This is a genomic window from Paenibacillus sp. AGC31 (genome assembly GCF_057334655.1).
The window spans coordinates 11,201-25,953 of sequence record NZ_JBHFJH010000010.1 but is presented as its reverse complement, the minus strand read 5'-3'; the positions used below and the strand labels follow the sequence as shown (position 1 = coordinate 25,953).

The 14,753-nt window shown below is 46.6% G+C and carries 14 protein-coding genes; 11 read left to right on the top strand and 3 right to left on the bottom strand.

Annotation, left to right across the window (positions count from 1 at the left end; translation table 11 throughout):
• Positions 1-57 precede the first annotated feature (57 nt).
• Positions 58-2,880: a glycoside hydrolase family 3 C-terminal domain-containing protein gene (locus ACE04G_RS06190; protein WP_449004074.1), complete on the bottom strand. Its 2,823-nt coding sequence runs from the start codon at positions 2,878-2,880 to the stop codon at positions 58-60.
• Between the two features lie 368 nt (positions 2,881-3,248).
• On the opposite strand from ACE04G_RS06190, the gene ACE04G_RS06185 reads away from it, so the two are divergent.
• The 5 genes from ACE04G_RS06185 to ACE04G_RS06165 all read left to right on the top strand — a co-directional run bounded on the left by ACE04G_RS06185 (position 3,249) and on the right by ACE04G_RS06165 (position 7,701).
• Positions 3,249-4,793 (top strand): FAD-dependent oxidoreductase, encoded by a 1,545-nt coding sequence (locus tag ACE04G_RS06185; protein ID WP_449004075.1) that lies wholly within the window; start codon positions 3,249-3,251, stop codon positions 4,791-4,793.
• Positions 4,794-5,091: 298 nt separating this feature from the next.
• On the top strand, positions 5,092-5,421 hold the full coding sequence (locus tag ACE04G_RS06180) for a PadR family transcriptional regulator (protein WP_036667851.1): 330 nt from the start codon (positions 5,092-5,094) through the stop codon (positions 5,419-5,421).
• The gene (locus ACE04G_RS06175; protein WP_449004076.1) at positions 5,414-6,007 is read left to right on the top strand and encodes an HAAS signaling domain-containing protein; all 594 of its coding nucleotides are present in this window, start codon (positions 5,414-5,416) and stop codon (positions 6,005-6,007) included. The genes ACE04G_RS06180 and ACE04G_RS06175 overlap by 8 nt, the downstream gene beginning before the upstream one ends.
• A complete protein-coding gene (locus ACE04G_RS06170; protein ID WP_449004077.1) occupies positions 6,004-6,903 on the top strand; it encodes a DUF4097 family beta strand repeat-containing protein in 900 nt (299 codons plus the stop codon). The genes ACE04G_RS06175 and ACE04G_RS06170 overlap by 4 nt, the downstream gene beginning before the upstream one ends.
• A gap of 78 nt (positions 6,904-6,981) precedes the next feature.
• A complete protein-coding gene (locus tag ACE04G_RS06165; protein WP_449004078.1) occupies positions 6,982-7,701 on the top strand; it encodes a 3-ketoacyl-ACP reductase in 720 nt (239 codons plus the stop codon).
• A gap of 293 nt (positions 7,702-7,994) precedes the next feature.
• Here the strand turns inward: ACE04G_RS06165 and ACE04G_RS06160 are convergent, their stop codons facing one another.
• Together ACE04G_RS06160 and ACE04G_RS06155 are read right to left on the bottom strand one after the other, a co-directional pair.
• Entirely contained in the window at positions 7,995-8,534 is a 540-nt protein-coding gene (locus ACE04G_RS06160) for a helix-turn-helix domain-containing protein (protein WP_017691808.1), read from the bottom strand.
• A gap of 63 nt (positions 8,535-8,597) precedes the next feature.
• A complete protein-coding gene (locus ACE04G_RS06155; protein ID WP_449004079.1) occupies positions 8,598-8,963 on the bottom strand; it encodes a glyoxalase superfamily protein in 366 nt (121 codons plus the stop codon).
• Between the two features lie 228 nt (positions 8,964-9,191).
• Here ACE04G_RS06155 and ACE04G_RS06150 point away from each other — a divergent pair, with 228 nt between their 5' ends.
• The 6 genes from ACE04G_RS06150 (at position 9,192) to ACE04G_RS06125 (ending at position 14,519) form a co-directional block, all read left to right on the top strand.
• Positions 9,192-9,866: an alpha/beta hydrolase gene (locus tag ACE04G_RS06150; RefSeq protein WP_449004080.1), complete on the top strand. Its 675-nt coding sequence runs from the start codon at positions 9,192-9,194 to the stop codon at positions 9,864-9,866.
• Positions 9,866-10,636 (top strand): DODA-type extradiol aromatic ring-opening family dioxygenase, encoded by a 771-nt coding sequence (locus ACE04G_RS06145; protein ID WP_449004081.1) that lies wholly within the window; start codon positions 9,866-9,868, stop codon positions 10,634-10,636. The genes ACE04G_RS06150 and ACE04G_RS06145 overlap by 1 nt, the downstream gene beginning before the upstream one ends.
• A 322-nt stretch (positions 10,637-10,958) precedes the next feature.
• A complete protein-coding gene (locus ACE04G_RS06140) occupies positions 10,959-11,555 on the top strand; it encodes an SMI1/KNR4 family protein (RefSeq protein WP_449004082.1) in 597 nt (198 codons plus the stop codon).
• 143 nt (positions 11,556-11,698) lie between these two features.
• On the top strand, positions 11,699-12,700 hold the full coding sequence (locus tag ACE04G_RS06135) for a cation diffusion facilitator family transporter (RefSeq protein ID WP_091036009.1): 1,002 nt from the start codon (positions 11,699-11,701) through the stop codon (positions 12,698-12,700).
• A gap of 171 nt (positions 12,701-12,871) precedes the next feature.
• Complete coding sequence (locus ACE04G_RS06130) at positions 12,872-13,768, top strand: Abi family protein (RefSeq protein WP_449004083.1); 897 nt, start codon at positions 12,872-12,874, stop codon at positions 13,766-13,768.
• 250 nt (positions 13,769-14,018) lie between these two features.
• A complete protein-coding gene (locus tag ACE04G_RS06125; RefSeq protein WP_405130971.1) occupies positions 14,019-14,519 on the top strand; it encodes a hypothetical protein in 501 nt (166 codons plus the stop codon).
• The last annotated feature ends 234 nt before the right edge of the window (positions 14,520-14,753 follow it).

Genomic DNA, 14,753 nt, shown 5'->3' with positions numbered 1-14,753 from the left:
TATAGACCAACAAAAGCCTCCGAATACATTCGGAGGCTTTTTCATGAGCTATTTGACTTAACGAATCTCGAAGTGACTGATGCGTACACCTGCTGACAGCACAATGTATACATCCTGCTTACCTGCTGCACCTGTGAGTTCCGCCTTCACGGTAGACCACTGCTGGGCTTCACCTTGTGCCAGTTCCACACGTCCTGCGAGCGTACCCTCCGGAGAGCCGAGTCGCAATTCCAACACAGCGCCTGCTTGTTCTGCGGATACACGAGCTTCAATTGCTGCTACCCCACTACCCAGATCGGCATCCTTGAAGGCAATCCATCCCTGCTCTCCAACTACATGGACAGCACTTCCGCCCTCTTTACTCTCATCCAGATCAACACCCAGGTAAGCATCATAATTCTCGGCACGAGTCGCCACAGCCAGATTACGAGCGGGGATTGTCTCTCCTTCCACCGTCAGGTCTGCAACCAGCTGAACATCGGAGGATGACTTGGCAACCATAATGGAGTAAGTTCCACTTTCCACGACATACCGATCACGAGTCACATCCCAGATCGCCAGTTCCTGAACAGGCAAAGTGAAGCGGACTTTCGCTGTACCTCCCGCTTCGATATGAAGACGACGGAATCCTTTTAACGTTTTAAGTGGACGTTTTACCCGCGATTTGCCTGCACGAACGTACAACTGTACAACCTCGTCACTGGCGATTGAACCCGTATTGGTCACATCTACAGTTACCGTAACGTTGCCCTCTGTACCCACTTGAGCTGGGCTAAGTTCCAAATTGCTGTATTTAAACGTTGCATACGTCAGACCATGTCCAAACGGATACAATACATTACCTTCAAAATATTGATACGTACGACCGGATTGAATAATATCGTAATCTTTGATGTCGGTCAGTTGATCTGCTGATTGTACCCATGTCATGTTCAAACGGCCTGCTGGCGCATAGTCGCCATAGAGTACGTCTGCTACTGCGTTACCCAGTTCCTGTCCTGCGTGTGAAGTATACAATACCGCCGGGATGTTCTCCTGAACCCAATTCGATGTGAACGGATAACTACCCACGATGACAACTACCGTGTTCGGGTTCGCGGCATAGACCGCCTCAACCAGACGTTGCTGGGATTCGGCCAGATCCAGACTTGGACGGTCAATTTCTTCTTTACCATTTACAAGTGGATTATTACCAACAAAGACAATTGCCGTTTCCGCAGCCTTGGCAGCTTCTACTGCTTCCTCAAGTCCATTCACAATAATATCCTGCTTGAATGTCTCTGTGGCGCCAAAGGTTTTCAGGTCTTCGGACACCGCAAATGCATCGTTTCCACCATTAGGTGTAGTCACCGTTTTGCCATTCCAAGTGGTTAGACCTACACTTCCGTCCTGTTGTGGCAACAGGTGGAATACTTCCTTTACAAACCAGCCGTACACTTCATCAGCGGAAGCCGTTACGGTCTCTTCATCTGTGGTCAGATATTTGCCGTTGCTTTCCGCCTGCAAGGTATAACTTCCGAAGCCCCAGTCGGAAACCATAAACGTTTCTGCTTCTCCCGAAGCAACAACAGGTGATTTTTCACCTTCTGCCAGTCCAATTTTCTTCCCATTGGCTACGGAAGTTAACGTAATGCGATCATTACCATCCTTGAACGATACTTTATCGCTGCCTACTTTGCCACGTATTGCCTCAAGCGGGGATATGGTATACGGCATGGTGCCTGCATACCAGTCACGATAGACCGTTCCACCCAGTTGACCAATCACAGCCACTTTACCAGCTTTTGTTTTGTCCAGCGGGAGCGTGCCTTTGTCGTTTTTGAGCAATACCACTTGTTCTCTTGCGGCTCTGAGCGACAGTTCTTTTGCTTTCTCCGTCATCATTGACTCTTCACCGATAGAAGCATACGGGTTGCCCTCTTCCGGATCGAACTCACCCAGACGGAAACGCACACGGAACGTATTAAACAACGCCTTGTCGATGTCATCCATCGTGAGTGTACCTTGTTCCAATCCTTCACGCAGTGCCTGTTTGGACAGCTCAGCATCATCAGTGATGCTATCAATTCCGGCCTTCACAGATTCTACCGTACCCGGTGTGTGGGAATCATAGTATTTATGATCGTTTTTGATACCCATTACGTCGCCTGCATCACTGACAATAAAACCATCCATGCCCCATTCGCCTTTGACAATCTCGTTCACAAATGGATGCAACAACGCTGGTGTACCATTAATGGAGTTGTACGCTGTCATCATGGACTGTGCGCCGCCTTCTTTAAATGGCTTCTCAAACGCCTTCAGATAATATTCACGCATGTTGCGCGGATCAATGCTGGACGAACCGCTTCCGCGATCCACTTCGTTATTATTCGCAAGAAAATGCTTCAAGGTAGCGACCGCTTTGTAATACTTCGGATGGTCGCCCTGAATTCCTTTGACCAATGCTGTTGTCAGCTCGGCTGTCAGTTCCGGATCTTCACCATACGCCTCTTCATTCCGTCCCCAGCGCGGGTCACGTTCCATATCTACTGTAGGTGCCCACAGGGTAAGACCGTTCACTGCCGGATTGCGTTTATAAAATACACGTGCCTCGTCTCCAAGCACGGAGCCAATCTCTTTCATCAGATCCGCATCCCATGTGCATGCCAGCCCCACCGGTTGTGGGAAAGATGTTGCTTCTCCAAGCCAGGCCAAGCCGTGGGCAGCTTCTGTTCCGTGTTTGTATGCAGGTACACCCAAACGGTCTACTGCCGGTTGATATTGAAGCATGGATTCAATTTTTTCATCTTCCGTCAAGCGGGATACAAGGTCCTTCACACGGGTGTCTAACTCTAGTGCTGTATCTTGAAACGGATATTTCGTTTGGTTGGTGGTCATATAGAATCTCCTTTGGTTATCGGTAGTCAATTAAAATGATAGCGAATACATATATCAAGAAAAAACGGGGATTAATTCGGATGAAATCTTTCTTCCAATAGATAGATTAATCCTTTTACAATCAACGTTTACAGGTGTAAAACCTGATCTCCTTTTAAAACCTAAAACGATTTCGGTAATTCTATCATATAGCATGTTTAACAAAAAAAACAGAGGTTCTGTGCAGGAAATTGTGAACATCCCCTCTGCAAAATCTAAACAACACCGTTTTTTCCTGGCATAGTCTGGCAATCATGAATAAGAGTACAACGATGTGCGCTGAACAACATCCCATTCGATAGATTGAAGATAATCAAGGAGGAAAAAAAATGAGCGACAATCAGCAGCCCAAGACGGGTCTGCCCCCGGTCCCCGAATCACTGTGGCGTGCTACGCATGAATTCGATAGCTATCCGAAACTGACAGAAGATATTACCGCTGATGTGGCCATTATCGGTGCCGGTATTGCAGGCATTACCACCGCTTATCTGCTGGCACAGACGGGTATGCGTGTAGTCGTGCTGGAGGCTGGAAAAGTACTGGATGGTACGACCGGCCATACCACGGCCAAGGTATCTGCACAACACGGTGTCATATTTGATGAAATTATGCATCATTTCGGACAAGAACAGGCTCGAATGTACTATGAAGGTAATGCCGATGCCGCGAAGTGGATGCGCAATCTGGTGAAGGAAAAACAGATTGATTGCCAGTGGGCAGAGGAAGATGCCTACGTCTACATTCAATCAGAGGAAAACATCAAAAAACTGGAGATCGAGCTGACCGCCTATGGCAAACTCAACATCCCTGGTGAGTGGGTAGACCCACTCCCTATTCCTGTTCCAGCTAGGGCAGGTATTCGCATGCCGGGTCAGGCACGCTTTGATCCGCTGGCCTACCTGCACTACTTGCTCGATTCCGCTGTGAAACAAGGGGTACAGATCTATGAGCATACGACAGTTACAGATGTAGAGGAAGATGCTTCTCTGCATGTACGAACCTATGGCGATGGCCCATCTGTAACAGCAGAACATGTTGTTGTAGCTTCTCATTTCCCTGTCTATGATCCCGGATTCTATTTCACGCGGTTACATGCGGAACGATCCTACGCCGTATTAGTCGAACCGGAGAAACCCTATGCGGGCGGCATGTACATCTCGGACGATACACCGTCCCGCTCCTTGCGTACCGTCTTACATGACGGTAAGGAACTTATCCTCTTTGGCGGCGAAAATCACAAAACTGGACAAGGCATCTGCACCTTCGGTCATTATGAACGCCTGGAGCAGTTCGCAGCGGAGACATTTGGCATCCGCAACATCCCTTTTCGCTGGTCAGCCCAGGATCTGATCTCTATCGACAAGGTGCCCTACATCGGACCGATTACCGGAAGACATGAACGTGTCTATGTGGCGACCGGGTTTGCCAAATGGGGTATGACGACTGGTACGATGGCAGGACACATTCTTGCGGATCGCATCACTGGACGTGACAACCCTCATGCTGCCATATTCGATCCGGCAAGATTCAAAGCTGATCCTGGCATGAAACACTTTATTGTGGAAAATATGAATGTAGCCAAGGAATTAATCTCCGGTAAAGTAGGCATTGTGCACAAAAATGTTAGCGATATTGGTGAAGACGAAGGAGCTGTCGTTCGACATAATGGCAAACGGGCTGGTGCCTACAAAGACACCAGTGGCAAGCTGTTTCTCGTGGATACCACCTGCACCCATCTGGGGTGCGAAGTCGAATGGAACGAGGGCGAGCGTTCGTGGGATTGCCCATGCCATGGTTCCCGCTTCAATTATGCAGGCCATGTGATTGAGGGCCCTGCTGTGGAAGACCTTAAAGTTCTGGATGCACAAGAATAACCGACATTTAGCGATTCACCTGTAAACCAAAGAAACCAAAGTTCATCTCACAGACCGGATCGGAATCCGCCTTCAGACGGAAGCAACCGATCCGGTTTTTTCGTATGCTGAATTATATAGCTAAACAGACAGCCTCGGCTAAGCATTCGCATTAAACGAACTTATGATCGATAAATCGTGATACGGAACTATTTTAAAGTCACTACCTTGCATTAAACAGTACTGGATGCTATGATGGATTCACCACTACTGAACAATATACACTAGCGATAAATGAAGCTACGAAGGAGGAACCTGTGTGAATGTGAACATCCAGTTCAAAAAAGGAGTATTGGAGCTGTGCGTCCTGGTATTAATTAACCGCCAGGATCGGTATGGCTACGAACTGGCTCAGGCGGTCTCCAAACATATCGAAGTTGCTGAAGGTGCACTGTATCCCTTGCTTCGCCGGCTTGTGAATGACGGTTACTGCACCACCTACCTGCAAGAATCAAGCGAAGGACCGCCGCGTAAGTATTACCGACTATCCGATACAGGTCGCGATTACATGACGGCACTGACGACAGAATGGAATGAATTTGTGCGCAATGTCGCAAATCTGATTGAGGAAGGAATCCCCAATGAATAGACAACAATTTATGAAAGCCATGGAAATTCATCTACGGCCGATGGACCCATTCGAACGGGCTGAGTTACTAGCCGACTATGATCAACATTTCGAGCTTGGACTACGAGAAGGCCGACTGGAAGAAGAGATCGCTCGGGAACTCGGACAGCCGGAAGAAATCGCCAAGGAAGCACTTGGTGATCGTTATGACATTCATACGCCGGGTTCAGATGCGTTCTATGCACCGACGTATCGCGAGATGCGGTCACCCAGAAACAGCACCAGCGCCACTCGCAAATTTTTCACCGCCATCGGCCTGTTATTCCTGAATCTGATCCTTGGCATCCCCCTTGGTCTCATGATGTGGTCGGTATGGCTTGTTATTGCCAGCCTTTCCTTGCTGGTAGTGGCTCCTGTAGCAGCAGTTGTGGACTTTGTATTCCTGGGCCAACTCGATAAACCGGAAATTTTCGTTGCGATTGGCGCTTTCGGTGTCGGCATTTTGTTCGCCATCGCATCGAAGTATGTCTTTAGAGCCTTCAAAATCGTCACTCTTCAATATATTAGATGGAATAAAAACACGATGAAAGGAGATGTTTCCGCATGAGTACCAAAAAATGGCTTGCGCTCGCCGTGATATGTATCGGAATAGGTTTACTTGGAACATCCATCTATGGCGTTCAGTTCGGGGATGAACGGGAGCATTATTCTAAACGATGGGATTTCAAAGCAGATGAATTGCAGAACATTATCATGAATGCTAATTTCAGTGCAGATATTGAATTTGTTGTAAGCCCGGATTCGAATGGTTATATCGAAGTGGATGGCAAATGGGACTCTGCCGTAGTCAAAAGCTTCGAACAAGCCACTTTATCCAACGGCACATTCCAACTGTCTCAGACAGAACGTGAACGATTACAATTTTTCACCCTGTATTGGAATGATCAAGACTCCACAATAACTGTGGCCCTGCCCGAAGGGCACCAATTAAATGAGGTTAAGCTGGATTCTTCTTCAAGTGACTGGGATCTGACAGATCTGAGTGCCAAGCAGCTTGAGCTGAATAACACCTCAGGTTCCATACGTCTGGAAAACATCAAGGTACCCCGTATTGAGCTGGCTCTAACTTCGGGTGACATTACCGCTTCCATGATTGATGGAGACATGACCGTGAAACAGACATCGGGAAGCCTCACTGTTGATCAGGTAATAGGTCATGTAAACAGTGAGATCGAATCAGGTGATATTGAGATCACTGAATTAAACGGCGCAGCCGATGTTCAATTCACTTCGGGTAGCATTCATATTGAACAGTCCCATTCCGCCCCGATTAATGCGTCTGGAACATCAGGAGATATTTTCATTCAAGTTGCACCTGATTTTAACGGAATCTATGATGCTAAGGCTACTTCGGGCAGTGTAGATGTACCTGAATCGCCAATGGTGAGCCGGGAAGTGATCAAGGCCCGTACTTCTTCTGGCAGCATCGAGATTACCAAATAGTGATGAAGCCAATTTCCGAACTGTGGGTAATAATAGTATAATTGAATGCTAGTCCATTTCTAAGGAGGAATTGCCCACATGGAACTTAAAAATAAAACAGCGATCATCACAGGTGCCGGAAAAGGTATCGGCCGTGCCATCGCTAAAGCACTTGCAAAAGAAGGAGTGCACCTCGGCCTTATTGCACGTACCGCTTCCGATCTTCAGGCTCTGCAACAGTCACTTAGTCAACAATACGGTGTAAAAGTAACCAGTGCTGTAGCAGATATCTCGGATCGCACGCAGGCGGAAGCCGCTGTAGCAGCCATTGAGATGGAACTCGGCGCGGTGGATATTCTCATCAATAATGCAGGGATCGGAAAGTTCGGGACGTTCATGGAGATGGAACCGGAAGAGTGGGAGCGCATCCTGCATGTTAATGTCATGGGTACATACTACGTGACTCGTGCTGTCCTTCCGAGCATGATCAAGGAAAGTAGCGGCAGCATTATCAATATTGCTTCCACTGCAGGTGAGCGCGGATTCGCTACAGGTTCGGCATACTGTGCATCCAAGTTTGCTCTACTCGGCATGACCGAATCTCTAATGCAGGAAGTGCGAAAGTCCAACATTCGTGTAACAGCACTGACTCCAAGCACCGTTAATACGGAGCTTGCGACCAATGCCGGACTGAAAATTGGCGACGAAGATCGCATGATGCAAGCGGAAGATGTCGCTGAACTTGCACTCGCAACGCTCAAGCTGTCCGACCGTGTCTTTGTCAAAGCCGCAGGCATCTGGACGACTAATCCACAATAGACAGGGTGCCTCTGTCTATTCTAAGGAATCTCTCGCACCTTATTGTTCCCTTTTGCAGGAATTGAGAAACGTAACGAATCATAGCGACGTTATTTCGCCACAAGTCTGTGGAATGTAGCCAAATTACACACACAGCAGTGAAATAAAGCGCCTGAGATTCGTTACATCTCGAGATCTGCCTAGAATCATCTAATAGGGCTCGCTCATTTCGTTAGAAATATAAAAGGACGTTTCCCATTGTACATGTATGCAGGTTCGCATGTTCATGACTTGGGAGCCGTCCTTTTTGTATTTTACAAATGATCCAGACCCAATTCTTTGGACACCGCAATGAGCACCACCGCAGGCTCCTCTCCGATATTGGTCACTTCATGGGGCACTATTGCATTCCAGGTAAACGAATCACCCACTTCAAGAACTTCCACATCTTCGCATTGCTCCGCACGAATCTTGCCCTGCAACACCAGATGACTTTCCTCCCCGGCATGTTTGCTAACCCCAGTTGAAGCACCTGGCGGTAACTCCACAATGGACATACGCATCGCACCTTTGGCTGTAAGCTGCTGCACTTTGATCTGTCCGCTTCCGGCTGTCGTCTCCTTGCGCTCGTTCTTACGTACCACATTCATCCGTTGCTCCGGTGTCAGCAGCAAATAGGGAAGTGGCACTTCCAGATAATCCGCAATACTTTCAAGCGTAGCAATGGAAGGTGACGTTTTGTTATTTTCCACGTTGCTAATAAAACCTTTGGACAATCCCGTGCCCTCGCACATCTGCATGATCGTAATCTGTTTCTGCTTGCGGATCGTACGAATAGCCAAGCCAATATCCATATTGCGTCCCTCCCCTTCTGTTGATTTTCGAACGCCAGTCGTAGCGTCGCTTCTTCAGGTTATCTATTCGGCGCTTGCCTCAACAAATATAATCCGATTACCAAATGGATCTGTCACGGTCATTTCTCTTGATTTCCAAGGGGTCTCCTCTATACCGGGTCTCGCATGTTTGTACTCTTTCTGACGAAGTGCACCATGGAATGTATCCAAGTTATCCGTTTCCACGCGCAAGGCAGCTCCAGGTGTACAATCTCCATGATGTTCAGACAGATGAATCACGATGGAATCAAGCGAAATCTGCATATATAAGGGCATATTTTGCTCAAATCGATGTTCCCAATCCAATTGGAAACCCAGGTATTCCAGGTAGAACTCTCTAGCTTTATTTTCATCAAATATTCTCAAAATAGGCACGATACTTTTTAACATCCTGATCACGTCCTCGGGAATAAGATATGAACCATGCGTAGCGGTATTTATTGTAGAACCATTCAAGATTTTTTATAAACAACATATATTCATCATACAAAAAAAGTATTGACCCTACAATGAAACCATGATAAATTTTGTTCATAAATAAGAATATTTATTTCATATTGGTGAACTTATTTGTCAGAACGATATATTTAACTCATTCCTCTTCAGGTGGTGTTTTCAATGAATTCTCCTTATATACATGAAGTCCGATTACCGTCTCATTACAATCCAGATCAGCGTTATCCCGTGATTTTCGCCTTACATGGGATGGGATCAGATGAACAGGATATGCTTCGTTTAATGGAGCCTATGCAGTCTGATTTTATTATTGTTGCCATCCGTGGGCCTATCGTTCAGGGTAGTGGTTATGCTTATTTTCAGATTAAAAGCATCGGCAACCCCATCCGTGAATTGTATGATGCCTCTGTGTTGGGACTGCAACAGTTGATTGTTGATCTGTCCGCCAAATATGCTATTGATCCCACGCGGCGTTATATCGCCGGATTCAGCCAGGGCGCCATTATGGCGATGACTTTATCGCTGGTGATGGGAGATGAAATTAAAGGCATTGTAGCGATGAGTGGGTACATCCCGCAATTTGTGAAAGACGAATACACGCTGCAACCCGATTCGGAGCTGTCTGTGTTCATCTCGCATGGGGATCAGGATCATCTATTCCCGCTGCAACTGGGCGAAGATAACGCCCATTTCTTCCGTCAACATACCAATCACGTCACATATGTACCTTATAATGGTGGGCATCAGGTGACCCCTGATCTATACCAACAATTTCAACACTGGCTTCGGACGGATGCAAATCTGACTACCGAGGACCCGAAAGGACTGAATTCATAATGATGCCATCCCTGTTTATTGCTCACGGTGCCCCATCACTGGCACTGGAGGAGAATGTATACACCGAATTTTTGCAAAAACTTGGACAGGAACTGCCGAAACCCAAAGCAATCGTGTTATTCTCTGCTCACTGGGAATCCACAACCCAGCTTGTATCCTCGGTAGCCAACTATGAGACCATTTATGATTTCGGCGGTTTCCAGCCCGAGCTGTACCAGATCAAGTACCCAGCTCAAGGACAGGCAGAGACCACAGCCGAGGTGGAACGTTTATTTGCAGAAGCCGGGATTCCAGTACAGACCGATGACGTCCGTGGCCTGGATCACGGCGCTTGGGTTGTTCTGCGCCTGCTCTACCCGGATGCGGATATTCCCGTAATTGCCTTGTCCGTGAATCGCTATCTGACAGGTGAGCAGCAATATCAGGTTGGACAGGCGCTCGCTTCCTTGCGCGAGCAGGACATTCTCGTGATTGGCAGCGGCGGAACCGTCCACAATCTACGTCGATTGAACCGGGAAAGCAATGGCGTTGACCCGTGGGCATCAGAGTTCGACAACTGGCTGCATGACAAGCTGGTGAGTTGGGATACGGAGTCTCTCTTCTCCTATGATAAACTGGCACCTTCAGCTCAGGCCGCCGTGCCTACGCCGGAGCATTTTGTACCGCTGTTACTCGCCATGGGTGCGGGAGACCAGAACAAGCGGGCAACGCTCCTATTCAAAGCCTATCAGTATGGCAACCTGAGCTTGTCCTGTTGGAAGTTTGAATAAGAGGACTATGTAAAAGATTAGTTTCATTTATATAGTAGATAAATAATTAGCGTGTGTTACAGGGATTACCCCTGTAACACATGCTTTATTTGTTGTTAGGAGCGACTTTCATAATGGTTGTACATAATTGATTGGATGGAGACAGGTGTGCTGATATGCAACAACCGCCTTTGAATAATGAGACCATTGTAGTATGTAAGCAAGGACTCCGGTTTCTTGTGTGCTTTTCTGGATTATAACTATAATATGAGGTGAAATCAGGCACAGTTTGCTCGCATATCACTCACCATATTATCTGAATAGCTCATACGGAGGGAATTGGATGCCAGAACAGCGTATATATGAATTGATGGATGAACTGGATATGTTGCTGGAGGAGAAGGTACAAGATGAGGAAAACCGGGAGCTCTTGGAGGCTTATCGCGAGTTTGAAGGCGTGACGGATGAGCAGCTCGACGCATTCGAGCGTGAACAAGGTATTCGATTACCTGCTGATTTTCGTGCGTTTTATAAACGTAAAAATGGGAGTGGTTATGGCTTTCACGTCTTGTACCCAAGCCTTGAGGAAGGACGGGAATCCGAGCCATTTTACCTGTTATCCCTGGAAAAAATTCAAAAGGAGCAGTCCACGCTGGTGGAGAACCGCATGGATGATTATTTGACCGAGGAAGAGATCCGTGAGCTTGATCCCCGAATCAAACCCTACCTTTTTCAAAAAAAATGGGTTACGTTTGGCAAGCTTGGAGGCGGGTCCTTGTATCTGATGTTCGACTTTGATCCGACAGAGCAAGGAACGGTTGGACAGATTATTATGTACGTGCATGACCCGGATTTTGTATATTATGTCGCTGGGACGTTTACGGAACTGTTGGAACAGTCTAACCAGAATTTACGTGCCTTGGAGGCCATTGAGTACTGAGAGGCACATGATGATATGACCTTTTTTGCATAATGCTGGGATATGTCAAAGCGGTTATAATAACATTTAGTGGAAATGCACATGCTGTATAGATAAACTGCCTTTTCTACACCTAATACATTGATCTGGGAGGAACATACGAAGTGGCTGAACAACCGAAGTCTGAGAGCTTTATGTCTCTCGTCAAAAAAGGAAACACATCCTCCGCCGTAGCGATGGCAGGTAATGCCGTACTTGCTGTGTGCAAAGGGGGCGCCTTCCTATTCAGTGGCAGTGGTGCCATGTTCGCTTCGGCGATGCATTCACTCGCTGATGCCATTAACCAAGGGTTTGTCTTTGTCGGAAGTGTGTTGTCCGAGAAAAAACCTACACGCCGCTTCCCGACCGGATTCGGACGGGTCATCAACATTTTCTGCATGATTGCCGTGATTGTTGTTACCATTATGGCGTATGAAACGATCCATGAAGGCATCCATCTGTTGCAGCATCCTGTTGGTCATACCGGCGGTCTCTGGATTAACATCGGAGTGCTTGTTCTGAACATTGTCATTGACGGGGCCATTCTGATCAAAGCCATGAAGGAAATCCTCAAAGAAGCGCGCGCACCCAAAGCCGCCGGATTTGCCTTGGTCCCTGCTGCCATCAAAAACGTAGGCCGTGCTGCGCCACCAACCCGTCTCGTATTCTACGAAGATGTTGTAGCAGTACTCGGTGCGACACTCGCCTTGATCTCCGTTGTAGTCATTGCATTGACCAATTTTGCATTGCTCGACGGAATTGTGACAACGATTATTGGTTGCTTGATGATCGCTGTAGCCTTCCGTGTCGGTTACGATAATATGATCGGATTGATCGGTGTTGCGGCTCCGCAGGATATTGAGGACAAAGTGTCCCAAACCATTCTCGCAGACACGCACGTTGCCGATATTCAGATGATGCGTATCATTCAGGAAGGCCGTTATTATCATGTGGAAGGTCTGATTGAGTTGACCAAAGGACTCAGTCTTGCCGATGCAGATGACATCAAGTTCCGTATTCAGGAGAAACTGATGACAAACCCCGACATCGCCGACGCTGCCATCTCCATTATTGAGGATGACGGTGTGAACAGCTGGGGCAAGAAACATTCGGATGTAGTGAAATAACAAGCTTCGTTTTGATGACTCAGCTTTACCATTCAGTAGTTGCTCAATTTATGTTTAACTATTGACTAAACAGTCAACGAATCGTATATTATTATTAACAGATCTCGCCCGCACCTCTGCTTATGCATGTGGAACAGGGCGAGACATTTTTGCGTTATGGGGGTATTTTCCTTGCCAGATGAGGTTCAGCTACGTGAAATGAAAGCGCCTACTACATATGAAGAACAGCTCGAAAAGTTTAAAAACCGAAAAATGAAAATTGAAAATGAAGTAGAAGCGATTACAATCCTGAAACGCATTCACTATTACAGGTTTCCTGCATATGCCTTAACTTTTAAACAGGATACCTCGGACAACTACATTGAAGGAACAACTTTCAACAAAGTGTATAAGCATTATTTGTTTGATGCAGCCCTTAGAAATCACTTTATGAAGATTGTCGAGTACATCGAGATTGCCTTAAGATCACAAATTTCATACAAGCTCGCCCACAAGTATGGTGCTCTTGGATATACGAATGCCGCTAATTTTTCTAAAATTCAATTTCACCAACGCTTTATGGAGGATTTGCAAAAATGCATTCAAAAACAGCACAAAGAAGTGCTTATTGCTCATCATAGAGAGAATTACCAAGATAGATATCCTATCTGGGCGGCCTTTGAAGTGAGTACAATTTCTATGATGTCCTCACTCTATAAAAATTTAAAAACGTCTGACAAGAAATCTATTGATCGAGAATACTACCCTTCTCGAAACATAAGTTATAGGGAACTCGAGAACTGGTTCCACGTCTTAACTGTTTTTAGGAATAGATGTGCTCACTACAGCAGACTTTTTAATTATAGAATCCCTGTTACCATAAGATACACACGAAATGATGAATTATTAGGCTTAGACAAAGCCTTTCTTTTTGGAGCTATCTACAATGCGAAGTACCTGATAAAGGATAGAACAATCTGGGATAGTTGGGTGACTGAGCTTTCCTCATTAATCGAAGCTTACACTATAGTTGATATATCCCTTTTGGGATTCCCTACAAACTGGGAGCATCTGCTACGAAAGCAATGATAATTCTCTCTTGCAACATGCAAGCCTAAATCACATTTTTCTGTGTAACTTGTTCACCACCGTTTGGCACGGATTGTTTGCATGAAAAAGCGGCTGAGTATCTTTCGAACCTAGACTTTGGTCTAGGTTCACTTTAACTCCAAAGACGGAGGATAGACTTTTCCAGTTCATGGTATGCTGTGAGTAACGAAAGTATTGCTCTACATACAACCGTTCGGAAATTGATCTTGTATTGAGAAGGAGAGATATTATGGCTAAACGTACGATCCTTGCGCCTGTTCTCATTTTGCTGGGCGTGTACCTGATTCTGAACCAGGGAGGTTCACTCGGTCCGGGTACGATCTTTGCGAACTTCTGGCCCACATTATTCGTGATTCCACTCGGGCTTTTCTTCCACTGGCTGTACTTCTCCATGATTGGCAGAGGGGTAGGACTGCTGGTTCCCGGTGGGTTGTTGCTCACGGTTGGTATCGTGTGTCAGATTGCCATGCTGTTTAACAACTGGAGTACAATGTGGCCGGGCTTCATTCTGGCTGTTGCTGTTGGTTTGTTCGAATTGTACTGGTTCGGTGGTCGGAACAAATGGTTGCTGATCCCCATCAACATTCTAACAGTGATATCGCTGCTGTTCTTCGCTGTAATGTCGATTGGCACGATGCTGAGCAGCTTGAGCTTTATCCAGCCTTTCGTGGCGATTGTGTTGATTATGGGTGGGGCGTGGATCATGGTGGGTCGCAAAAAGCGCATGTAACCCTTTATTCGTTCCCACTTGATCACTGCGGTGACAGAACAACTTCGGATTGCTGTTATCCCCGGATTTTTTTGAATCCCATCTAGCAATGGGAAAATCCGTTGATAAAGGCAACCGCTTTGCTTCCTTCGTTTGTTCTGTCCCCTCCGTTAACGTGTGCACGAAAAAATAACCTGAGCTTTTTGCTCTGAAGCGGGTAACAAAAAAAGGGTTGCTGCTCGTCATTAATTGATA

Excerpts from the sequence above, each read along its gene's own strand:
- ACE04G_RS06190 (WP_449004074.1), bottom strand. The coding sequence starts at position 2,880 with ATGACCACCAACCAAACGAAATATCCGTTTCAAGATACAGCACTAGAG.
- ACE04G_RS06185 (WP_449004075.1), top strand. The coding sequence starts at position 3,249 with ATGAGCGACAATCAGCAGCCCAAGACGGGTCTGCCCCCGGTCCCCGAA.
- ACE04G_RS06175 (WP_449004076.1), top strand. The coding sequence starts at position 5,414 with ATGAATAGACAACAATTTATGAAAGCCATGGAAATTCATCTACGGCCG.
- ACE04G_RS06170 (WP_449004077.1), top strand. The coding sequence starts at position 6,004 with ATGAGTACCAAAAAATGGCTTGCGCTCGCCGTGATATGTATCGGAATA.
- ACE04G_RS06165 (WP_449004078.1), top strand. The coding sequence starts at position 6,982 with ATGGAACTTAAAAATAAAACAGCGATCATCACAGGTGCCGGAAAAGGT.
- ACE04G_RS06160 (WP_017691808.1), bottom strand. The coding sequence starts at position 8,534 with ATGGATATTGGCTTGGCTATTCGTACGATCCGCAAGCAGAAACAGATT.
- ACE04G_RS06155 (WP_449004079.1), bottom strand. The coding sequence starts at position 8,963 with ATGTTAAAAAGTATCGTGCCTATTTTGAGAATATTTGATGAAAATAAA.
- ACE04G_RS06150 (WP_449004080.1), top strand. The coding sequence starts at position 9,192 with ATGAATTCTCCTTATATACATGAAGTCCGATTACCGTCTCATTACAAT.
- ACE04G_RS06145 (WP_449004081.1), top strand. The coding sequence starts at position 9,866 with ATGATGCCATCCCTGTTTATTGCTCACGGTGCCCCATCACTGGCACTG.
- ACE04G_RS06140 (WP_449004082.1), top strand. The coding sequence starts at position 10,959 with ATGCCAGAACAGCGTATATATGAATTGATGGATGAACTGGATATGTTG.
- ACE04G_RS06125 (WP_405130971.1), top strand. The coding sequence starts at position 14,019 with ATGGCTAAACGTACGATCCTTGCGCCTGTTCTCATTTTGCTGGGCGTG.